This window comes from Polaromonas sp. C04, from assembly GCF_002002705.1.
Classification (GTDB): domain Bacteria; phylum Pseudomonadota; class Gammaproteobacteria; order Burkholderiales; family Burkholderiaceae_C; genus Rhodoferax_A.
In genome coordinates, this window is sequence record NZ_MUNS01000020.1 from 427,663 (window position 1) to 449,035 (window position 21,373).

Annotated in this window: 21 protein-coding genes; 11 read left to right on the forward strand and 10 right to left on the reverse strand. The window is 65.1% G+C overall.

Annotated features, from left to right (window positions below):
- Positions 1 to 13 precede the first annotated feature (13 nt).
- On the reverse strand, positions 14 to 1,162 hold the full coding sequence (locus tag B0E49_RS03280; protein WP_077560517.1) for a substrate-binding domain-containing protein: 1,149 nt from the start codon (positions 1,160 to 1,162) through the stop codon (positions 14 to 16).
- A gap of 50 nt (positions 1,163 to 1,212) precedes the next feature.
- Here B0E49_RS03280 and B0E49_RS03285 point away from each other — a divergent pair, with 50 nt between their 5' ends.
- The 4 genes from B0E49_RS03285 to B0E49_RS03300 all read left to right on the forward strand — a co-directional run bounded on the left by B0E49_RS03285 (position 1,213) and on the right by B0E49_RS03300 (position 4,620).
- On the forward strand, positions 1,213 to 1,947 hold the full coding sequence (locus tag B0E49_RS03285; protein WP_077560518.1) for an ABC transporter permease: 735 nt from the start codon (positions 1,213 to 1,215) through the stop codon (positions 1,945 to 1,947).
- Positions 1,948 to 2,158: 211 nt separating this feature from the next.
- Positions 2,159 to 2,872, forward strand: a complete 714-nt coding sequence (locus B0E49_RS03290) for an ABC transporter ATP-binding protein (protein ID WP_077560619.1) — start codon at positions 2,159 to 2,161, stop codon at positions 2,870 to 2,872.
- Positions 2,869 to 3,747 carry an ABC transporter substrate-binding protein gene (locus B0E49_RS03295; RefSeq protein ID WP_077560519.1) on the forward strand — a complete coding sequence of 293 codons (879 nt, stop codon included), beginning with the start codon at positions 2,869 to 2,871 and terminating at the stop codon, positions 3,745 to 3,747. The genes B0E49_RS03290 and B0E49_RS03295 overlap by 4 nt, the downstream gene beginning before the upstream one ends.
- A 36-nt stretch (positions 3,748 to 3,783) precedes the next feature.
- Positions 3,784 to 4,620 (forward strand): molybdate ABC transporter substrate-binding protein, encoded by an 837-nt coding sequence (locus B0E49_RS03300; protein WP_286137771.1) that lies wholly within the window; start codon positions 3,784 to 3,786, stop codon positions 4,618 to 4,620.
- On the opposite strand, the gene B0E49_RS03305 is transcribed toward B0E49_RS03300, so the two are convergent.
- The 7 genes from B0E49_RS03305 to modA form a co-directional block, all read right to left on the reverse strand.
- The gene (locus tag B0E49_RS03305; protein WP_077560521.1) at positions 4,611 to 6,092 is read right to left on the reverse strand and encodes an ATP-binding cassette domain-containing protein; all 1,482 of its coding nucleotides are present in this window, start codon (positions 6,090 to 6,092) and stop codon (positions 4,611 to 4,613) included. The genes B0E49_RS03300 and B0E49_RS03305 overlap by 10 nt on opposite strands.
- A complete protein-coding gene (locus B0E49_RS03310; protein ID WP_077560522.1) occupies positions 6,089 to 7,015 on the reverse strand; it encodes a branched-chain amino acid ABC transporter permease in 927 nt (308 codons plus the stop codon). The genes B0E49_RS03305 and B0E49_RS03310 overlap by 4 nt, the downstream gene beginning before the upstream one ends.
- A 2-nt stretch (positions 7,016 to 7,017) precedes the next feature.
- Complete coding sequence (locus B0E49_RS03315) at positions 7,018 to 7,893, reverse strand: branched-chain amino acid ABC transporter permease (protein ID WP_077560523.1); 876 nt, start codon at positions 7,891 to 7,893, stop codon at positions 7,018 to 7,020.
- A gap of 93 nt (positions 7,894 to 7,986) precedes the next feature.
- The gene (locus tag B0E49_RS03320) at positions 7,987 to 9,255 is read right to left on the reverse strand and encodes an ABC transporter substrate-binding protein (protein ID WP_286137772.1); all 1,269 of its coding nucleotides are present in this window, start codon (positions 9,253 to 9,255) and stop codon (positions 7,987 to 7,989) included.
- Between the two features lie 132 nt (positions 9,256 to 9,387).
- Positions 9,388 to 10,479: a molybdenum ABC transporter ATP-binding protein gene (gene modC, locus B0E49_RS03325; protein ID WP_174571054.1), complete on the reverse strand. Its 1,092-nt coding sequence runs from the start codon at positions 10,477 to 10,479 to the stop codon at positions 9,388 to 9,390.
- Entirely contained in the window at positions 10,476 to 11,177 is a 702-nt protein-coding gene (gene modB / locus B0E49_RS03330; RefSeq protein WP_077560524.1) for a molybdate ABC transporter permease subunit, read from the reverse strand. Before modB ends, modC begins: the two co-directional genes overlap by 4 nt.
- A 38-nt stretch (positions 11,178 to 11,215) precedes the next feature.
- Positions 11,216 to 11,971, reverse strand: a complete 756-nt coding sequence (gene modA / locus B0E49_RS03335) for a molybdate ABC transporter substrate-binding protein (protein WP_077560525.1) — start codon at positions 11,969 to 11,971, stop codon at positions 11,216 to 11,218.
- 185 nt (positions 11,972 to 12,156) lie between these two features.
- On the opposite strand from modA, the gene B0E49_RS03340 reads away from it, so the two are divergent.
- A complete protein-coding gene (locus B0E49_RS03340; RefSeq protein WP_174571055.1) occupies positions 12,157 to 13,233 on the forward strand; it encodes a patatin-like phospholipase family protein in 1,077 nt (358 codons plus the stop codon).
- A gap of 17 nt (positions 13,234 to 13,250) precedes the next feature.
- Here the strand turns inward: B0E49_RS03340 and B0E49_RS03345 are convergent, their stop codons facing one another.
- Complete coding sequence (locus B0E49_RS03345; RefSeq protein WP_077560527.1) at positions 13,251 to 13,949, reverse strand: CDGSH iron-sulfur domain-containing protein; 699 nt, start codon at positions 13,947 to 13,949, stop codon at positions 13,251 to 13,253.
- Between the two features lie 266 nt (positions 13,950 to 14,215).
- Here B0E49_RS03345 and B0E49_RS20595 point away from each other — a divergent pair, with 266 nt between their 5' ends.
- Positions 14,216 to 14,752, forward strand: coding sequence for a hypothetical protein (locus tag B0E49_RS20595; protein WP_077560528.1), 537 nt, complete (start codon positions 14,216 to 14,218; stop codon positions 14,750 to 14,752).
- Complete coding sequence (locus tag B0E49_RS03355; protein WP_077560529.1) at positions 14,665 to 15,453, forward strand: TOBE domain-containing protein; 789 nt, start codon at positions 14,665 to 14,667, stop codon at positions 15,451 to 15,453. The genes B0E49_RS20595 and B0E49_RS03355 overlap by 88 nt, the downstream gene beginning before the upstream one ends.
- A gap of 46 nt (positions 15,454 to 15,499) precedes the next feature.
- On the opposite strand, the gene B0E49_RS03360 is transcribed toward B0E49_RS03355, so the two are convergent.
- Entirely contained in the window at positions 15,500 to 16,621 is a 1,122-nt protein-coding gene (locus B0E49_RS03360) for a helix-turn-helix domain-containing protein (protein WP_077560622.1), read from the reverse strand.
- A 146-nt stretch (positions 16,622 to 16,767) separates the two neighbouring features.
- On the opposite strand from B0E49_RS03360, the gene B0E49_RS03365 reads away from it, so the two are divergent.
- From B0E49_RS03365 to B0E49_RS03380, 4 genes are read left to right on the forward strand one after another with little or no spacing between them, the layout of a single operon-like run.
- Positions 16,768 to 17,235 carry a (2Fe-2S)-binding protein gene (locus tag B0E49_RS03365; protein WP_077560530.1) on the forward strand — a complete coding sequence of 156 codons (468 nt, stop codon included), beginning with the start codon at positions 16,768 to 16,770 and terminating at the stop codon, positions 17,233 to 17,235.
- A 33-nt stretch (positions 17,236 to 17,268) separates the two neighbouring features.
- Positions 17,269 to 19,641, forward strand: coding sequence for a xanthine dehydrogenase family protein molybdopterin-binding subunit (locus B0E49_RS03370; protein ID WP_077560531.1), 2,373 nt, complete (start codon positions 17,269 to 17,271; stop codon positions 19,639 to 19,641).
- A gap of 11 nt (positions 19,642 to 19,652) precedes the next feature.
- On the forward strand, positions 19,653 to 20,444 hold the full coding sequence (locus B0E49_RS03375) for an FAD binding domain-containing protein (protein WP_077560532.1): 792 nt from the start codon (positions 19,653 to 19,655) through the stop codon (positions 20,442 to 20,444).
- Between the two features lie 7 nt (positions 20,445 to 20,451).
- Positions 20,452 to 21,366, forward strand: coding sequence for an AAA family ATPase (locus B0E49_RS03380; protein ID WP_077560533.1), 915 nt, complete (start codon positions 20,452 to 20,454; stop codon positions 21,364 to 21,366).
- The last annotated feature ends 7 nt before the right edge of the window (positions 21,367 to 21,373 follow it).

The following is a 21,373-nucleotide window of genomic DNA, read 5'->3' on the forward strand; positions in this document are numbered from 1 at the left end:
CGTGGCCCGGGCGTCAGCCGCTGGCGCGTGGCCGGGCTTTGGGCCTGCGGTAGTCCCACCACGGCAGCACTTCGCGCATGGACAGCACCTCGCCGCTCTGCGCGGCGCGGTACCCCGCAATGGCATTGAGTTGCGTTTGCCACGATGCGCTGCGCAGCAGCTGCAGCAACGCTTGCGGCCCGGGCTGCGCCAGGGCGGACTTGAGGCACACCAGGTGGTAACGCTCCTGCACCAGGGGCACGAAGCCCAGACCGCGCGCGCGCGCGGCCACTTCGATGCCCAGCCCGGCATCGGCCTGGCCCGCCGCCACGGCATGGGCCACCGCGGCATGCGAAGGTTCGGTGTGCTCGTAGCCCGCGATGTCGGCCGGCGTGAGCCGGGCCTGTGCCAGCAGTTCGTCGAGGACCACGCGGGTGCCCGTCCCCAGGGCACGATTCACAAAGCGCGCGCCGCTGCGTTGCAAATCCTGCAGTGAAGTCAGTCCTTGTGGGTTGCCCGGGGCCACCATCAATCCCTGGGTGCGCTGCGCAAAGCCGATGATCTTGTGCAGGCCCGGTTGCAGCAGCGGCTTGTAGGTGCGCTCGGCCAGCGAGTGCGCACCGGGCCGCAGCTGCGTGTGAAAGCCGGCCATCATGCAGCGGCCCTCGTTGAGCGCGCGGATCGCATCCACGCTGCCGGTGAAGCGGATGTCCAGGTGCAGCGCACCGCGCGCCGCCTCCTGCGAGCGCGCATAGTCGCGCAGCGTGGCCAGGGCAGTGTCGTGGCTGGCGTAAAACGTCAGCACGTGGGCGCTGTCGTCGAACGCCACCGCGAAGGCGCGCTCCAGGTCGCTGCGCAGCGCCTCGATCTGCGGCGCCAGGCGCGCCTGCGCCTGGCGCTCGGCCCACATCAGCTTGGTCCCGAATTCGCTCAGTATTGCCGGCTGACCTTTTTCCCAGATGATGAGCTCGTTGCCGAGCTCGCTCTCCCAGCGCTTGAGCTCACCCCAGACGTGCCGGTAGGACAGGCCCAGCCCGCGCGCCGCGGCGGAGATGGAGCCGTGCGCCGCCACGGCCTGCAGCAGATCGATCAGGGGGTTGCGGATCAGGGCGGGGCCGCTGGTGGCGTCGCGGCCGGCTCCATCCTCGCGGCCAAGGGTGTAGTGGAACTGGAGCCTATGCACGGAACTTCATATGGTCGCAGAAGGTGGGGACGCTTACGATACCGCAAGTTATGCCATCTTTTACCGACAGCGTGGTCACCGCGCTGCTACTTATCTCCAACTTCGATCACGGTCTGCTGACCATTGTGAGCCGCTCGCTGGCCGTGAGCGGCAGTGCCTGCGTGCTGGCCAGCGGCCTGGGTCTGCTGCTGGGGGCCTGGCTCGGCGTTGCGCGCTTCGCGGGCCGCGGCGCCATCCTGACCGTGCTCAACACCCTGCTCGCGCTGCCCTCCGTCGTGGTCGGGCTGGCGGTTTACCTGCTGCTGTCGCGCAGCGGCCCGCTGGGTTTTCTCGGCTGGCTGTTTTCCTTCAAGGCCATGGTGCTGGCGCAGACGGTGCTGGTGCTGCCGGTGGTCGCCGCGCTGACGCGCCAGACCGTGGAGGATGCGGAGCGGGCGCACGGCGAGCAACTGCGCTCCATGGGCGCCGGGCCGCTCATGCGCAGCCTGTTGCTGGCCTGGGACGAACGCTATGCGCTGCTTACCGTGCTGATCGCCTCCTTTGGCCGCGCCGTCTCGGAAGTCGGTGCGGTGATGATTGTCGGCGGCAACATCGATGGCTACACCCGCGTCATGACCACCGCCATTGCACTGGAAACCAGCAAGGGCGATTTGCCGCTGGCGCTCGGCCTGGGCCTGGTGCTGCTGGGCGTGGTGTTGGGCTTGAACGTCGTGATTGCGCTGCTGCTGCGCTGGCGCGAGCGCCTCGACGGCGGCTACGACGTGGCGCGGGTGCTGCCGGCATGAGCGCCGCCCGGCCGTCCGAAGGCGTGAAGGCCCCCTTGGGGGGCAGCGAGCCACGCGCAGTGGGCGAGCGTGGGGGCGGCATGAGCCGCCGGGCCGTTCCCAAGGCGAATACCGCAGCGCGTCGCGCGCAGGTTATCCAATGAGCGCTGCGTGGCCGTCCGAAGGCGCGAGCCAAGTCGAATACCGCAGCGCGTTGCGCGCAGGGGACCCGATGAGCCCGTTGTTCCAGCTCCAGGGGGTCGATGTCCGTTTTGGAGATCTGGCAGCGCTCTCAAAAGTAGAGCTGAACATCCAGAGTGGGCAAGGGGTGGCGCTCATTGGGGCCAACGGCAGTGGCAAGAGCACCTTGCTGCGCCTGTTGCATGGACTGGCCACGCCCAGCACCGGGCACATCCAGCGCGACGCCGCGGTGCGCCAGGCCATGCTGTTCCAGCGGCCGCACATGCTGCGTACGTCCGCCCGCAACAATGTGGCGCTGGGTCTGTGGCTGCGCGGCGTGCGCTGGGGCGATGCCAAGGCGCAGGCGCTGCGGGCGCTGGGCCGGGTCGGACTGGCCCGCGTCGCCGACCAGAACGCCCGTACCCTCTCGGGCGGCCAGCAGCAGCGGCTGGCGCTGGCGCGGGCCTGGGCGTTGCAGCCCGATGTGCTGCTGCTCGACGAGCCCACGGCCAGCCTGGACCCGCACGCCAAGCGCGAGGTGGAGGCTTTGATGGCCGAATTTTCATCGGGGCAGGACGGCCGGGCCATGACCATCATCTTTGCCAGCCACAACCTGGGTCAGGTCAAGCGTCTGGCCAGCCGCGTGCTTTACCTGGAGCGCGGGCAGTTGCTGGCCGACTTGCCGGTGCATGAGTTTTTTAACCCCAACCGCCTGCAGCAAGTGTCCACGGCGGCCCAATTGTTTGTCAAAGGAGAACTCGAATGAAATCACGCACATCTGTCACATGCCACCATCTTTTCAAGCATTTTCGTGCTGCAGCCCTTGTCCGGTGGGGGCTTGCAGCTACGCTTTCGGTAGCATCGTGGAGCGCCGGCGCGCAGCCGGCAGCAGCGGTGGATGCGCAGACCATCGTGATGGCATCGACCACGTCGACCGAGCAGTCGGGTCTGTTTGGCTATCTCCTGCCGGCGTTCAAAAAAGCCAGCGGTATCGATATCAAGGTGGTAGCCGTGGGCACCGGTCAGGCGCTCGACATGGCGCGGCGCGGCGATGCCGACGTGGTGTTTGTGCATGACCAGGCCGCCGAGGAAAAATTCATGGCCGAGGGCTACGGCATCAAGCGCTTTCCCGTCATGTACAACGACTTTGTGCTGATCGGGCCGGCCGCCGACCCCGCCAAGGTCAAGGGCCGCGATATCGTTGAGGCCCTGAAAAAGCTGTCCGCCGCCAATGCCAGCTTCATCTCGCGCGGCGACAAGAGCGGCACCGATGCGGCCGAGCGGCGTTACTGGAAACAGGCCGGCCTGGCGGACCACAAGGGCACGGGCTACAAGGAGTGCGGTTGCGGCATGGGGCCGGCGCTGAACATCGCGTCGTCCACCGGCGCCTATGTGTTGTCGGATCGCGGCACGTGGCTGAGCTTCAAGAACCGCGGGGACCTGACGGTGCTGGTCGAAGGCGACACCAAACTCTTCAACCAGTACGGCGTGATGGTGGTGAATCCTGCCAAGCACCCGCAAGTCAAAGTGCCGCAAGCGCAAAAGTTTGTGGACTGGGTCATCTCGCCCGCCGGGCAGACCACGATTGCCGGCTACAAAATTGAAGGGCAGCAGCTTTTTTTCCCCGACGCCACCCAGTGACCGCACATCATGAGACTTCTATTTCGGGGTGCCGCCATGGCGGCCGTCACAGCGATGCTGGTGGGTTGCGCCAGCAGCAAGGCGCCTGTGACTGCTGAAGCGCCACCCCGCGCGCCGGCGGCCGTGCAGGTGTATGCGGCGGGCAGCCTGCGCGAGGCGCTCACGCTCATCGCCAGCGACTACGAAGCGCGCACCGGCCAGGCGGTGGCGTTGACCTTCGGCGCCTCTGGGTTGCTGCGCGAGCGCATTGAAAAGGGGGAAGCGGCGCAAGTCTTTGCCTCCGCCGATATGGATCATCCCCAGCGTCTGGCGGCCGAACACGGCTGGCAGGCGCCCACGGTGCTGGTGCGCAACGCCCTGTGTGCGCTGACCAGCGACCAGGTCAACGCCGCACCCGCGACGCTGCTGGGGACCCTGCTGCGCCCTGCGATTCGGGTGGGGACCTCCACACCCAAGGCCGACCCGTCGGGCGACTATGCCTGGGCGCTGTTTCGCAAGGCGGACGAGATACAGCCCGGCGCCTACGCGGTGCTGGACGCCAAGGCGCTCAAACTTACGGGCGGGGCCGATTCGCCCAAGCCGCCGCCCGGCCGCGGTACCTATGCCTGGATCATGGAGCAGCGCCGGGCCGACGTGTTCCTGACCTATTGCACCAACGCAATGGCCGCGCAAAAGGAAGTTCCGTGGCTCAAGGTGGTGCAACTCCCGCCCGTGCTGCAGGTCGGTGCGGCCTATGGCTTGACGGTCCGCACCACTGCGCAGCCATCCGCTGTCCAGTTCGCGCAGGCCCTGATGGCGCCGCCTGCGCAGGCGGTGTTCAGGCGCTTTGGCTTCGGTCCGCCGCCTTCAGGTCTTGAGCCGCCTCAAAGGTAATCGCCGCCCGCCTCCTTGGCAAAGCGGCCCGGGTCGCCTTCCCAGACGATGCGCGCGTGTTCCAGCACATAGACGCGGTCGGCGTGGGGCAGGGCGAACGTCACGTTTTGCTCTCCCAGCAGAACGGTGATGGGCGTGGTTTGCCGCAGCTTTTCGAGCGCCTTGGAGAGCTGCTCGAGAATCACGGGCGCCAGTCCGAGTGTGGGCTCGTCGAGAATCAGGATCTCCGGCTTCATCATCAGGGCGCGCCCGATGGCCAGCATTTGCTGCTCGCCGCCGCTGAGCGTTTGCGCCATCTGCGCCTGGCGCTCCTGCAGGATGGGAAACAGCTCGAACAGCCACGCGAGCTGCGTTTCCCGCTCCGCGTCGTCGAGATGCTGGCCCCCGAGGTCCAGGTTTTCGCGCACGCTCATTTCGCCGAACAACTCCCGCGTCTCCGGACACTGCACGATGCCGCTCTTCGCGATCTGGGCTGGTGTCCGGCCGCGCAGCCGCTGTCCGCCCCGCACGATGTCTCCCGTATAGGGCAGGAAGCCGGAAATGGTGTTGAACAGGGTTGTCTTGCCGGCGCCGTTGAGTCCGACGATCGAGACGAATTCGCGTTGATGGATGTGGATCGATACGTTTTCCAGCGCCTGTGCCTTGCCGTAATGCACGCTGATGTTTTCGACCTGCAGCAACGGGATCTTGTCCTTGAAGCTGGTTTCGGGGCGCGCCGAGGTTTCGATGGCGCCGCCGAGGTAGACGCGACGCACGGTCTCGTTGCGCATGACTTCGTCGGCGCGGCCGGTCACGATCTCTTCGCCCAGGTACATCGCGAGCACACGATCGACGAGCGCCGAGACGCTCTTCACGTTGTGGTCAACCAGCAGCACCGCGCGGCCCTCATCGCGAAAGCTGCGTATCAACTCGGAAAAGACGCCGACCTCCGCGAGCGTCAGACCCGCGAAGGGCTCGTCGACGAGAACGACCTTGGGATCTCGCGCAATGGCCTTGGCCAACTCAAGACGGCGCAGATCGGCAAACGCCAGCGTGGGCGGCCGGCGATCCAGTACCGGGCCGAGGCCCACGCGCTGCGCGATCTGCCTGGCGTGTTGCGTCAACGAGGGGTCCGCAAACACCTTCAGCAAGCTGTCGGGCAGCAGCGCCACCATGATGTTTTCAAGCACCGTCTGCCGGTTCAGGGGCCGCGAGTGCTGGAATACCATGCCGAATCCGCGCCGGGCGATCTTGTGGGCCGCAAGCCCGGCCAGGTTTTCCCCCCGGAAGAGGACCTGGCCTGCCGTGGGGCGTTCGATCCCCATGATGCTTTTCATGGCGGTCGATTTGCCCGAGCCGTTGGGCCCGATCAGCCCGAAGATTTCCCCGGCCGTGAGGCTGAAGCTCAGGTTCTTGACGGCCGTCAGGCCGCCAAAGGTCTTGGTAAGTCCGCGGACCTCGAGAATGGGGGCGGCTGGTGCGGCGGGCGTCACGACCGGGTTCCTCGCGACAGGACAACGCCCAGAAAACCGTTCGGGAAGAAAAGTATGACGAGCAGGGCGACGCTGGACACGATGAAGGTCGCGAGCTCTCCGGTTGGTCTCAGGAATTCGCCGGCGACGATCAGGAAGATCGCCCCCAGGGCGGCGCCCAGCACCGTGCGCCGCCCCCCCAGCACTGCGGCAACGATCACCTGGACGCCTACGGCAATATCGACCACCGTGCCGACCGACGCGGTTCCCATGTAGAACACCAGCAGGGCGCCCGCCAGCCCGGAAAAAAATGCGCTGACGATGAAGGCGGCGAGCTTGTGTTTGATGATGTTGAAGCCCAGTGCGCCGGCCTGCACGGGATCCTGTCCGCTGGCCTGCAAAATCAGGCCGACCGGCGACTGCGCCAGCCCGAACAGGATGGCGCCGCTCAGTGCCATGAAGCCCAGTGCGATCCAGTAATTGACGCCGGCATCGATGGAGAGCACATCCGGGATCGTGAGTCCGATTTCGCCGCCCGTGAGGTCCGCAAACACGACGACGAAACTTTGCAGGATCAGGACCGCCACCAGTGTCGTCAGTCCGAAATACGGCCCGCGCAGGCGCAGCGCCGGCAGCGCCAGCACGAAGCCCGCGACGACCGCGGCCAGGGCGCCGGCCGCAACGCATAGATAGAGTTCAAGACCATAGTGGCTGTTGAGGATTCCGGCCGTGTAGGCTCCCACGCCAATCAGAAAGGTCGGGCCAAAATTGACCTCGCCCGCAAAGCCGAACAAAAGATCCCAGCTCATGGCGAATACGCCAAAATAATAGGCAACCGTCAGCAGCCCCAGGATATAGGCTGACACATACCAGGGCAACGTCGCGGCAATGGCGAGCACTGCCAGCGTGACCCACAGGAAGGGTGACCTGATCCGGCTTCGCATGGCTATCTTCTCCCCAGCAGGCCTTGCGGCCTGATATACATGACGACGATGAGCAGCAGCAGCGCGGGAATTGTTCGATAGGCGGGCGATATCAGATAGGCCGTCATCGTTTCGAGATAGCCGACCACATAGGCGGCAATCAACGACCCCGAGACACTGCCAAGACCTCCGAGCACGACGATGGAAAAGGCGCTCGCGGTGAGCGGCCCGACACTGTAGGAGCTGACGCCCAGGAACATGCCGAGCAGTACGCCGGCGATGCCGGCCAGAATGCCGTAGATCGCCCAGACCACAATGTAGATATGGGTCAATTCGTGCCCGAGCAGGGTGACGCCACGCGGATTCATCGAGGCCGCCAGCACGGTTTTCCCCATCTTGGTCCGGTTCACCAGCAGCCACAGCAGACCGATCACCATCCAGCAGATGATGGCAGTGAAGATTTCATTCTTCGGCGTGCGCACGCCCAGGATGGAAACCACTCCCTCGACGATGGGCAGAACGGTTTTGGCATTGTTGGTGAAGAAATAGGCAATCAGCTCCTGCAGCATGATCCCCCACAGCAGCGTCGCGGTCAGGATGAAGATTTCTTTTTCTTCGTTGGGGATACGCCTGGAGCGCTGGATCGGTTGGACGACCGCGAAGTAGGTGGCGAGCGCGGCGATCAGTGCCGTCAGCAGCCCCACCAGCGCACCCGCATAGGTGTCGAGGTGAAGCACATTTCCCGCAGCCCATGCGGCCACCGCAGCCGTGACCATGACGGCACCATGCGACAAATTGAGGACGCCAGACACCCCGAAGATCAGGGTGAAGCCGGTGGCTCCAAGCGCGTACAGCGCGCTGATGGCAAAACCGTCAATCAGGATTTGTAAGGCAAGCATCTGGAATGGCCGGCAAGCAGGCCGCCTCAACGTGTTGGGAAAAGGGCACGGCGATGCGCCGGAGCGGGCCCCGGCGCATGGCGATGGTCGGAACTACAGGCCGGCGCCGAGTTTGACGAAGCTCGGGAATTTGAGCGTTCCCTTGGCGATTTCCTTGGGCCAGACGGTGACTTGTTTGCCGTCCTGCCATTGCGACATGAGGCCGGTGATCAGGCCCTTGCCGTATTTGATTGAGTGTGTGAACTGGTCATCTTTGCCGTAGAACTGGACGCGGCCAATCGTGCCTTCCCAGTCGGTCTTTTCAAGCGCTGCCACCAGCTTGTCCGCATTGGTTGATTTGGCGCGATGAATGGCGTCGGCAATGAAGTACACCTCGTCATACGCGGTGTAACCCGCATAGGAGGGAAAGTTGCCAAAGCGCTTCTTGAAGCCGTCGCTGAACGGCAAGGTTTTTGGCGTGACGGCGGCGTCGGGCGCGGACACTGCCTGGAAGATGACCCCAGCGGCCGCGCCGTTGGTGTCATTCCAGAAGGTGCTGTTGGACGCTTGCGAGCTGATCCCCAGCATGGGAATGGGTACCTGCTGCGTCTTCCACTGCACCGTGGGCTGGACACCGACATGCGAAATACCGGTGATGATGACGTCGGGCTTGGCGGCCTCGATCTTGCTGAAGATGGGGGTGAAATCCGTCGTGTCGGGCGAGAAACGGATGTGATCGAGAACCTTCAGTCCAATCTTGGGCAGGCACTCTTCATATGCCACGTCGAGTGGTTTGGTCCATGCCGCGTCTTCGCTCATGATGACTGCGGATTTCATGTGCTTGCCGTCGACCAGCAGTTCCTTGGCGGCGTCGCAGACCGAGTGTGCGAGGGCGGCGGAGGTCAGGTAGCCATGAAAGGTGTATTTGTTTTTCTCGTAGTCCTTGTGCACACTCAGGCTGATTTCGTTGGAGGCGGCGCCCGGCGTGATGAACGGCGTCTTCAGGCGCGCCGCCCAGGGCTCCAGCGCCAGCACCACTTCGCTGATGTAGCTGCCGATCACCGCAACCACTTTATCTTCGTTGACCGCGCGCTGAAATGCGCGAACCGAATCGGCGGAGGAGCTGTGATTGTCGTACGTGACGATTTCGATCTTGCGCCCATCGACGCCGCCCTTGGCATTGATTTCATCGGCGGCCATCTGCGCTGCCTGCGGAATCGAAGCTCCTGCAATCGCCTGCGCCTCCGCGATCACGCCGATCTTGATGGGAGGATCGGCGGCAAAAGCCAGTGTCGGGACACTCGCGCAAAACGCCAGGGTGGCCGCACCCAGAAGCTTGCCCAGTGGGCAGGAAGAGTGAAGTGGAACAAATTTCACCATCATGGTGTGTCTCCAAATTTTTGAGTTTTTTATTTTGGGCACTTCAAACTTGAAGCGCATCCGGGTAACCCAGTAGGGTGCGCGACTGCTTTGCCCCCGGCGTTTCACGATGTGGTCAGGGGCCGCCTCTGCGGCCTATCCCAGGATGGCCACGCCCTTGATCTGCGCAAACACCGTCTGACCCACCGCCAGCGCCAGCGCGTCGGCCGACTTGCGGGTGATGCGGGCCAGCAGCGGGCTGCCGCCCGCATCGAGCCGCACCATGACCTGGCCGGGACTGTCGCTGGCGAGTGCCATGATGGTGGCCGGCAGGATATTGAGGACGCTGGTGCCCGATTGCCGCTGCAGCGTGAGGCTGACGTCGCGCGCCTGAATGCGAACCCGGATGGCGTGACCCACCTGGATCGTTTGCTGGGGCAGGCTGAGCTGTCCACCAGAGAAATCGGCCAGCGTCAGGTGATAGCCGGCCTCGTGGCGGGCGACGGTGGCGGTGATCACGGCGCCCGCGCTGTCGCCGTGGGCCAGCGGCAGGTCCAGCCGCGTCATCAGATCAAAGGTGGCACCGCTGGCGACCACTTTGCCTGCGCCCAGCAGCACCATGTGATCGGCCAACCGGGCAACTTCGTCCGGCGCATGGCTGACGTACAGCACGGGAATATCGAGTTCGCCGTGCAGCCGTTCCAGATAGGGCAGGATTTCGGCCTTGCGTTTGGCATCCAGTGCAGCCAGCGGCTCGTCCATCAGCAAGATGCGTGGACTGGTGGCCAGTGCCCTGGCAATGGCCACGCGCTGGCGCTCGCCGCCCGACAGTGTGGCCGGCGAGCGCTGCATCAAGGGCCCCATGCCCAGCAGTTCCACCGCTTGTGCCAGCGACACGCGCCGCTGTGCCGGCGGCACCCGTTTCATGCCGTATGTCATGTTCTGGGCCACCGTGAGGTGTGCAAACAGGCTGGGCTCCTGGAACACGTAACCCAGCGCGCGCTGGTGCGTGGGCACGAACAGGCCGCGCGCATCGTCCTGCCAGACCTCGCCATTGACTTCCACATAGCCGCCCCGGGCGCGCTCCAGCCCCGCGATGGCGCGCAGGCAGGTGGTTTTGCCCGAACCGGAGGGGCCGAACATTGCGCTGACCTTGCGTCCCGGCAGGGCAAGATCGACGTCGAGCGCAAAGTCGGCGTAGTTCAGTTGCAGGCGCGCCAGCACCGCGGGATGGCCGTCGGTGCTCACCGGCTCAATCCGGTTTTGCGCTGCCCTGTGGGGTTCAGCGTGTACAGGCCCAGCAGTACGGCAAACGAAAATGCCACCATGCCGGCCGACAGCCAGTGCGCCTGCGTGAATTCCAGTGCTTCGACATGGTCGTAGATTTGCACCGACACCACGCGCGTCTTGTCGGGGATGTTGCCGCCGATCATCAGCACCACGCCAAACTCGCCCACGGTGTGCGCGAAGCCCATCACGGTGGCCGTCAGGTAACCCGGTTTGGCCAGTGGCAGCACGACGCTGAAAAACGTGTCGAGTTTTGAGGCGCGCAGCGTGGCCGCGACCTCCAGCGGCCGCTCGCCGATCGCCTCGAACGCGTTCTGGATCGGCTGCACCACGAACGGCATGGAATAGAGCACCGAGCCCACCACCAGGCCGGCAAAGGTGAACGGCAGCACACCCAGCCCGAGCGACTGGGTCAGCTGGCCGAGCGGCCCGTTCGGCCCCAGGGTCACCAGCAGATAAAAACCGAGCACACTGGGTGGCAGCACCAGCGGCAGCGCCACCAGCGCACCCGCCGGGCCTTTCCACCAGGAACGCGTGCGCGACAACCACCAGGCCAGCGGCGTGCCCAGCACCAGCAGGATCAGCGTGGTCAATCCCGCCAGTTCCAGCGTCAGCCTGATGGCGCTCCAGGCGGCGTGACCCAGCGCATCAGCGGGCAAGTGCGCCTCCCCGTCGTTGGGCTGGCGGGGCAGGGCGCCTAGATGCCATAGCCATAAGAGAGGATCGCCGCGCGGGCCTTGTCACCCTTGAGGTAGGCGAGCAGGGCTGCCGCAGCCTGGTTGTCCCTGGCGCGATTGAGCTGCACCGCGTCCTGGCGCAGCGGGGCATGCAGATTTTCCGGAACGATCCAGCCGGAGCCGCTCTTGATCTTGCCGTTCTCGAAGACCTGTGACAGTGCCACAAAGCCCAGCTCTGCGTTGCCCGTGGAGACAAAGCTGAAGGTCTGGCCAATGCTCTCGCCGGTCACGAACTTCGGTTGCAGGCTGGCCAGCAGACCCAACTGCGTCAGCGTCTGCACTGCCGCGGCGCCATAGGGCGCGAGCTTGGGCGACGCGATGGCGATGTTCTTGAAATTGTTCTTCTTCAATACATCGCCCTGGGCGTCCACCACGCCAGCCTTGGCCGACCACAGCACGAGCTTGCCTGTCGCGTAGGTGAAGCGGCTGCCGGGCACGGCGTCGCCTTCCTTTTCCAGCCGGGCGGGGGTGGCTTCGTCCGCCGACAGGAACACATCGAAGGGCGCGCCGTTCTTGATCTGCGAATAGAACTTGCCGGTGGAGCCGAACGACAGCTGGGCCGTGTGACCCGTGTCCTTTTCAAAATCCGCCGCGATGGCTTTCATCGGCTCGGTGAAGTTGGCGGCCACGGCGACCTGCACGGTTTCGGCGCGTACCGTGGCAGACAGGACCAGCGCCAGCACGGTGCACACGAAGTGGGGAAGGCGTGGCGTCATTGGCAGATCTCTTTCGCTATTACTTTGATGAATAGCGAAAGTCTAGCATTGGAAGGGGCGGCAAGGCGCGGGGGCCTTACCGGTATTACGCGGCCCCAACAACCGCGTGATCAGGGAAAACCCTATATTATCCCGACGCTCACTCGGTGTCCTGCCGACGCAAAGGAGTTCGTTTGACCCAAAGTATGGAAACGCTCCAACACCCCGCCGCCAGGAGGCCGTCAGGCCTTGCCCTGTTCAAGCGACTGATGGGCGTGCCGCCGGCCCGGCTCAATCTTGCACTGCAAGGCGGCGGCGCGCACGGGGCCTTCACCTGGGGCGTCCTGGATGCGCTGCTCGACGATTCGCGCATCCAGTTCGAGGGACTGAGCGGCAGCAGCGCCGGCGCCATGAACGCCGTGGTTTTTGCCGATGGCTGGATGAAGGGCGGGCGCGACGGTGCGCGCCAGGGCCTGCTCGATTTCTGGACGCAGACCGGCAAGCATATACCTTGGGGAATGATGACCCAGGGCGAGGGCGACGCGATCAGCCTGTCGCCGGCCGCCAGGCTGCTGACAAGCTGGGCCGGCTACTTCTCTCCATCGCAGCTCAACCCCCTGGGCCTGGACCCGTTGCGCGATCTGCTCAACGCCCAGGTCGACTTCGAGCGCTTGCGCAGCCACAGTCCGTTCAAGCTGTTCGTCGGCACCACGCAGGCGAACACCGGAAAACTGCGGGTGTTTCGGGAAAGCGAACTTAGCGTCGATGTGCTGCTCGCCTCCGCCTGCCTGCCCAAGATCCATCACCCGGTGGAGATCGATGGCGAGCCGTATTGGGACGGCGGCTATTCGGCCAATCCCGCGGTGTTTCCGCTGTTCTACGACTGCGATTCGCGCGATGTGCTGTTGGTGCTGCTGAGTCCGCTCGAGCATGAAGGCACGCCGCGCACGGCCCCGGAGATCGAGGCGCGCATCGTCGAGCTGGCGTTCAGTGCCCACTTCATGCGCGAAATGCGGATGGTCGCCCGGGCCATTGAATTCTCGGGCCCGACATTCCTGACGCTCGGACGGCTCGAGCGGCGGCTGCACAAGACGCGGTTTCACATGATCGATTCCGCCCATCTGGCGAGTCTGCAGCGCACCGAGACCAAGCTGCTGGCCTACGCCCCGTTCCTCGACCTGCTGCGGGGGCAGGGGCGCGAGCGTGCCAGCAACTGGCTCGCGGATCACGGCGACGCTGTTGGACGGCGATCGACGGTCGATGTGAAGAAGTGTTTCGCCTGAGAGCGGCGTTGCCCCGCTCAGCGCTCGTCGCTGAACCCGATGGACACATGCGTGCCGTCGCAAAACGGCTTGTTCTTCGAGGCGCCGCAGCGGCACAACGTCATGCGGTTGCGCGCTTCGTATTCGAAGCCGTCAGCGCTGACCAGTTGCACACCGCCGCGCACCGCGAGGGGCCCGGAGCAATTTTTGGCGGGGTCTTCGATCAGGCGTACCGAAGGCTCGTATTTCGGCTCGATGGGCTGGCCGGTCGCGTTGTCCCACGCCACCAGCCGCCCTGACGGGCAGTCACAGGTCTGGCGCACGAAATGCCCGCGCGCGGCCGGCTTATCCGTTTCGTTCACGAGATTCCATACTTGCCCATGCGGATCGCAAAAGCGCGCAAACGCGCACAGGCTCTCGGCATCCGTCAGCGACATCGTCGGGCCCCGAATCACCCGGGCTTGCTCCAGATAGGGTTGACGGCTCGCCGTTTCGGTGCCGTCAAATCCGACCTTCGCGTGGGTGCCGTCGCAAAACGGTTTGTTGGAGCTGTGGCCGCAGCGGCACAGCGCGTATTGCGCCTGGGCTGGGTAAGTCGGCCCCGGTTCCCATTTGATCGACTCGCCCTCGTCGTTGGTGCCAATGACCTCCTTGCCGAGCGGAACGCCGCCCGAGATGAGATACGGGCCGTTCTTCGTGATCTTGATTTTCGCGCCTGCGGGTTGTTGCGGATCCATCGGAGGCCTCCAGTTGGCGAGCGTGAGATGACGCGTTTCGCACAATGCGTTACTGTAGCGAATCACGGCATCGGCGCAAGGCCCTGCAAACCATTTGCAGGCATGGCGGCAGGCGATGCCGATCCGGAGTTTTCAATGCTGACCCGACTGCACGAGACCATCCATGGTTGATACAACGCCCAAGCCGACCGCATGGGTTCTTGCCGGCGGCGGCAGTTTTGGCGCCATACAGGTCGGCATGCTGCGCGCTCGTCGCGCACGGCCTGTTGCCCGACCTGGTGATCGGATCATCGGTGGGGGCGATCAACGGTGCTTACTGTGCCGGCGCACCGAATGCGGCCGGCATCGCGCAGCTCGAAGCCCTCTGGCGCGGCCTGCATCGCAGCACGGTTTTCCCCATTGCATGGCGCAGCATGTGGGGATTCGGCGCCAGCGGCCCGGCTGTCGCCGTCGAACTGGGCGCCAGGCGGGTGACCGTACTGCCCACGGGCCTTGCCTGCGCCCTCGACACGCCGCCGCGCGGCGCCATCGCCAACGCCCTGCACGCGGTCGCCCTGCTCATCGCGCATCAGCTGGCCAGCGAGTTTGAGCCGTACCACGCGGCGGCGGAGATCATCATGGTGCCGCCGCTGTGTCCGCTGACGGCATCGCCCTACGACTTCTCCCATGCCGGAGCTACCCACGGTGCGTGCCTTTCGCTGGTTGAAAATACCTCATGTCCAAACCTCGTGCTCCCGCCGTCTCGTACAGCACCGCCCTCGGCCACGCGTCTGCCGACAAGCGCATCGAAATCCTGCGCCTGATCGGGCGCAGCGGTTCCATTTCGCAGGCGGGGCGCGAGGCGGGCGTCAGCTACAAGGCCGCCTGGCAGGCGATCGACACGCTGACCAATCTCGCCGGGGTGGCCCTGGTCGAGCGGTCGGTGGGCGGAGCGGGCGGCGGCGGCGCCAGCGTCACGGCGGCCGGCCGGCAGTTGCTGACGCTCGCCGACGAACTGGAGCAGGCGCGCGCTCAGGTGCTGGCCCGCTTTCAGCCGCGGGGCGACTCGCAAGCTGCCGGCATGCCGCCCGCGCTGACGCAACTCCCGGTGCGCACCAGCATGCGCAACCAGCTGCCCTGCAAGGTCCAGGCGCTGGATCTGCAGGGCCAGATTGTGCGGGTATGGCTGCAACTGGCCGGTGGCGCGGCGCTGGTGTCGCGCATCACGGTGGAGAGCGCCGAGCTGCTCGGCCTGCGCGAAGCACTGCCGGTGCTGGCGCTGTGCAAGGCCACGGCGGTCTCGGTCGGCCGCGCGGCCGACGCCCCAATCCTGCATACGGCAAATGTGCTGGCGGGGCGTGCCAGCCGTGTGGCGCGCGGCCCCACCGGTGATGAAGTCGCCGCCCAGCTCGATGGCGGCTTGCAAATGGTCGGGTTTGCAGCGCCGGCCAGCGGGTTGCGCCCGGGCAGCCGCGTGGCGATGACGGTCGAGGAGTCGGCACTCGTGATTGCCCTGATCGACTGAGGGTTTGCTACCAAAATAATAGCATCTTGTGAAGGCGTGGCATGGGTTAGTGGCGTTTTCCGTTGCCAAGTTTGCGGTACACCGTGGCGCGGCTGATGCCCAGCAGGCGCGCGGCCCGGGCCACGTTGCCGCGGGCGTCATCCACGGCTTTGCGGATCAGTGCGGTTTCCACATCTTTCAACGGCCTGTTGCCGTTGCCGAGAATATCCACGCCAGCCTCCATGTGGTTCACCGCATCGGCGGGCGCCATCGGCAGCGCGTTCAGGCGCAGGCCACTCCACAGGGGGACTTCCATCGTTGGTTCCTGCCGCAGCACTGCATCAAACAGGATCTGGTAGGGCAAGCCAAAAACATCTCCGATATGCACACGCGCCGGCGTGGCAAGTTGTGACGCCATCTGGCGTGCAATCTGGTTGGCGCCGACCACCCAGCCATCGTCATCCAGGCAAACCATGCCATCGGCATCGAAGCCCAGGGGGTGGCCCGGCCAGTTCAGCCGCACCAGCAACCGGTGTGGCTGGCTGAGCAGCAGGGCGTTTTCGATGCGGCAGGCCGACTGGGCCGCCAGATGCTTGAGTTCGGGGCGTTCCACCGCCTCAATTCCGGTCAGGTCGAGCATGCCCGCGCAGCGCCCGTCGGGTCCGAACAAGGGCGCGCCCGCGCAGCTGTAAAACGAAGTGGCCGAGAAAAAGTGCTCGCCCCGGTGCAGCCAGACCGGGCGCAGTTCACCCAGGGCGGCACCAATGGCCGAAGTGCCGATACTGCGCTCGGACAGATCCACGCCGATGCGGGCGATCGCATCGGCGCGGTGATCACTGCGGTCGATCGCGCCGCTGACATCCACCACCACGCCCTGCGCATTGGTCAGGATGACGAAATAGCGGGTATCCACGATAGCCCGCCCCAGCTTTTCCAGCACCGGGCGGGCAGCTTGCACGAGGCTGTGGTTGGCCTCTTCGGTGTGCCGCTGGAGCTGCGGAGGGACCACATCAAATCCCACCTCCTGCTCGGGCCGCAGGCCGCTCGACAGGCAGCGCCGCCATGAGCGCTCGATCCACGACGCCGACAATGCCTCGTGCGGCGGTTGACTCTCGTCCAGCACGGCGCGGCGGGCCCGATCAATCTGCTGGAGGCGTTGTTCAGGAGACCGTGTCAGGACTTGCTGCATGGGGTGCTCCATGTTGTTTCATTTTGAGAATTTCATGTTGATCTTGACATGAAGCTAGGGTTTAGCCTAGGGTGACTCCTGGGTTTCGCTTGAACAATCTACTGGCATCGAACAAACTACTTCCTTGCTAACAGGAGACAAGTCTTATGCAAGTTCAACTCAAAGTCAACGGAAAGAGCTCCACCCTTGACCTGGCCCCCAACACGCTGCTGGTACAGGTGCTGCGCGAGCATCTCAAGCTCACGGGCACCCACGTCGGCTGCGACACTGCCCAGTGCGGCGCCTGTACCGTGATCATGAACGGGCATGCCGTCAAGTCATGCAACATGCTGGCGGCGCAGGCCAGCGGGGCCGACATCACCACCATCGAGGGACTGGCGCAGCCGGACGGCACCATGCACCCGATGCAGGCGGCATTCAAGGAATGCCATGGGCTGCAGTGCGGGTTCTGCACGCCCGGCATGGTGATGAGCGCGATCGACTTGTGCCAGCAGCATCCCAAGGCCACCGAGTCCGAAATCCGTGAACTGCTCGAGGGCAACATCTGCCGCTGTACGGGTTACCAGAACATCGTCAAGGCCGTGCAGCAGGGCGCTGCGGCCATGGCGGCCTGATTCACTGCCTGAACTATCCAAGGAGTACAGAACATGGGTGCACCCGATTTTGCCAGCCTGCCGCACATCGGCGAGGCGGTTCGCCGCAAGGAAGATTACCGCTTTCTCACCGGGGGAGGCCAATACACCGACGATGTGAACCTGGCGAACCAGCGCTATGCCGTGTTTGTGCGCTCGCCGCATGCGCACGCGGCCATCAAGAGCATCGACGTCAGCAAAGCCGAGGCCATGCCCGGCGTGGCCAAGGTCTTCACCGGCAAGGACGTGGAAGGCAAGATGGGCGGCCTGCCTTGTGGCTGGCTGATCACCAGCACCGACGGCACGCCGATGAAAGAGCCGCCGCATCCGATCCTGGCCCAGGGCAAGGTGCGCTACGTGGGGGACCATGTCGCCATGGTGGTGGCCGACACCCTCGAGCAGGCCAAGAACGCTGCTGAATCCGTGGAGGTTGACTACGACGTGCTGCCTGCCGTGGTCGATGTGCGCGATGCTGCCAAGGGGACGGCGCTGCACGAGGCGGCACCCGACAACCATTGCTACAAGTGGGCGCTCGGCGACAAGGCGCAGGTCGATGCCGCTTTTGCCAACGCCGCGCATGTCACCAAACTGGACCTGGTGAACAACCGGCTGATTCCCAACGCCATGGAGCCGCGCGCCGCGATCGGTTCGTACAACCGCGCCAGCGATGAGTACACGCTGTACGTGTCCAATCAGAACCCGCACGTCGAACGGCTGCTCATGACCGCTTTCGTTTTGGGCCTGCCCGAGCACAAGGTGCGCGTGATCGCGCCCGATGTGGGCGGCGGCTTCGGCTCCAAGATTTACCTCTATGCCGAAGACGTGTGCCTGACCTGGGGCGCCAAACAGCTCAACTGCGCGATCAAGTGGACAGCCGAGCGCAACGAGAGCTTTGTCAGCGACGCCCATGGCCGCGACCACGTCAGCCACGCCGAAATGGCGATGGACAAGGACGGCAAATTCCTCGCGATGCGCGTGCATACCGACGCCAACCTCGGGGCCTACCTGTCCACCTTCTCCACGGCAATCCCGACCATCCTGTACGGCACGCTGCTGGCCGGCCAGTACACCTGCCCGCAGATCTACGTGGAGGTGGACGCCTGGTTCACGAATACGGCACCGGTGGATGCATACCGCGGCGCTGGCCGGCCCGAGGCCACCTACCTGCTCGAGCGCCTGGTCAGCCGCTGCGGCTGGGACCTCGGGCTGTCGCAGGCGGACATCCGCAAGCGCAACTTTATTACCCAGTTCCCGTACCAGACACCCGTGGCGCTGCAATACGACACGGGCGACTTCCACGCCTGCATGGACAAGGCCCAGGTGCTGGCCGACGTGGACGGGTTTGACGCACGGCGCAAGGCCAGCGAGGCCAAGGGCTTCAAGCGCGGCATTGGCTATTCGAGCTACATCGAGGCCTGCGGCCTGGCGCCTAGCAACATCGCCGGTGCGCTTGGAGCGCGTGCCGGCCTGTTCGAATGCGGCGAGGTGCGCGTGCACCCGACCGGCAGCGTGACGGTGTTCACCGGTTCGCACAGCCATGGCCAGGGGCACGAGACCACCTTTGCGCAGGTAGTGGCGGCGCGTCTGGGCATCGCAGTCGACGCCGTGGACATCGTGCATGGCGACACCGGCCGTGTGCCGTTCGGCATGGGGACCTACGGTTCGCGCTCGCTCTCGGTCGGTGGCTCGGCCATCATGAAGGCGCTCGACAAGATCGAGACCAAGGCCAAGAAGATCGCCGCGCACCTGATGGAGGCGAGCGACGCCGACGTCGAGTTCGCCAACGGCGAGTTCACCGTCAAAGGCACCGACAAGAAGGTCACGTTCGGCCAGGTCGCGCTGACGGCATACGTGCCGCACAACTACCCGCTCGACAAGCTGGAGCCGGGGCTCGACGAGACCGCGTTCTACGACCCGACCAATTTCACCTATCCGGGCGGCACCCACATCTGCGAAGTCGAAATCGACCCCGAAACCGGCGTCACCCGCATCGACCGCTTCAGCGCGGTGGATGACTTTGGCAATATCGTCAACCCGATGATCGTTGAAGGGCAGGTGCACGGCGGTATTGCGCAGGGTATTGGCCAGGCGCTGCTGGAGCGCTGCGTGTACGACCGCGAAACCGGCCAGCTGCTCACCGGCAGTTTCATGGACTACACCATGCCGCGTGCCGACGATTTCCCCGAGTTCAAGCTGGACCACGTGTGCACGCCATGCACCCACAACCCGCTGGGCTCCAAGGGCTGCGGCGAGGCGGGGGCGATTGCTTCGCCGCCCGCGGTGATCAACGCCGTGCTCGATGCGCTGCATGGTGTGGGCGTGAAGGACTTCGACATGCCGGCCTCGCCCGGCCGCGTGTGGGAAGCCATCCAGTCTGCAAAAGCTTAAGGAGAATCACGATGTACGCATTCACGCTGGAGCGCCCCTCCACCCTTGCAGACGCCGCCAAACTCGCCGCCGCTGGCGCCAAGGTGCTGGCCGGCGGGCAAACCCTGCTGGCCTCGATGAAGCTGCGCCTGTCCGACCCCGGCCAACTGGTCGATCTGGCCAATATCAAGGAACTGGCCGGGATCAAGCGCGAGGGCAACGCCTTCGTGATTGGCGCCATGACGCGCCACGCCGATGTGGCCGCCAGCGCCGAGCTCAAGGCGGCCCTTCCTGTGCTGGCCGATCTGGCCGCGCACATTGGCGACCGCCAGGTGCGTGCCATGGGCACGCTGGGCGGATCGGTGGCCAACAACGATCCTGCCGCGGACTACCCCGCGGCCGTGCTGGGTCTGGGTGCCACCGTCGTGACCACGCAGCGCAAGATTACGGCCGACGACTTTTTTACCGGCATGTTCTCCACGGCGCTGAATGACGGTGAATTGATCACGGCCATCAGCTTTCCCATCCCCAAGCGCGCCGCCTACATGAAGTTCGTGCAACCGGCCTCGCGTTTTGCGCTGACCGGTGTGTTTGTGGCCCAGGGTGACTCTGGTGTGCGCGTGGCCGTGACGGGTGCGGGTAACGGCGTGTTCCGCCACAAGGGGCTGGAAGATGCTCTAAACAAGAGCTTTACGGCGCAGGCCGCGGCAGCGGTCAAGATCGATGCGACCGACCTGAACGCCGACATTCACGCCACGGCGGCCTACCGCGCCAACCTGATCAGCGTGCAAACCCAGCGGGCGGTCGCCAGGGCGCTGGGCTAGAGAAGACGTGTTTGCAACGATTGATGCACTGATCAAGGCGCTCGAGGAGGCCGGCTACTACGCCGATCGCAGGCTGGCCACCGCCGTGTTTCTGGCGCTCAAGCTGCAGCGCCCACTTTTGCTGGAGGGCGAACCGGGCGTTGGCAAGACCGAGCTGGCCAAGGCGCTGGCCGTGGCCTTGCAGCGCGCGCTGATCCGCCTGCAGTGCTACGACGGACTGGAGTTGCGTGAAGCCCTGTACGAGTGGAACTACGCGGCCCAGCTGCTGCACATGCGCGCCGCCGAATTGCGCCATGAGGGCCAGAGTGACACCGCGCAGGTCGAGCGCGAGGTCTACCAGGACCGCTACCTGATTCGCCGCCCCCTGCTGCAGGCGCTGCAGACCCCCGCGCCGGGCGCCGTGCTGCTGATCGACGAGGTGGACCGCGCCGACGAGCCGTTCGAGGCCTTCCTGCTCGAATACCTGGGCGAGTACCAGGTCAGTATTCCCGAGATCGGCACGGTAAGCGCCGTCAGCAGCCCCGTGACCATCCTCACCAGCAACCGCACGCGCGAACTGCACGATGCGGTCAAGCGGCGCTGCCTGTACCACTGGCTCGACTATCCCGAACGCGAGCGCGAACTGGCGATTGTGCGGGCCCAGGTGCCGCAGGCCAGCCCGGCGCTCGCGGCGCAGGTGGCCGAGTTTGTCGGGCGTTTGCGCAGTGCGCCGTTTGCCAACGCGTTCCAGCGGGCGCCGGGCATTGCCGAGAGTGTGGAGTGGGCCCGGGCACTGGTCGCACTCGATACGCTGGTGATGGACCCCGAAGTCGTGACCGACACCGCCGGCATCCTGTTCAAGCAGCGCGAAGACGTGGCGGCCCTGACGCGCGACCTCGCCGCGGAACTGCTGGCTCCGGAAGAAGCGCCGCAAGCTGCCTAGATGCATC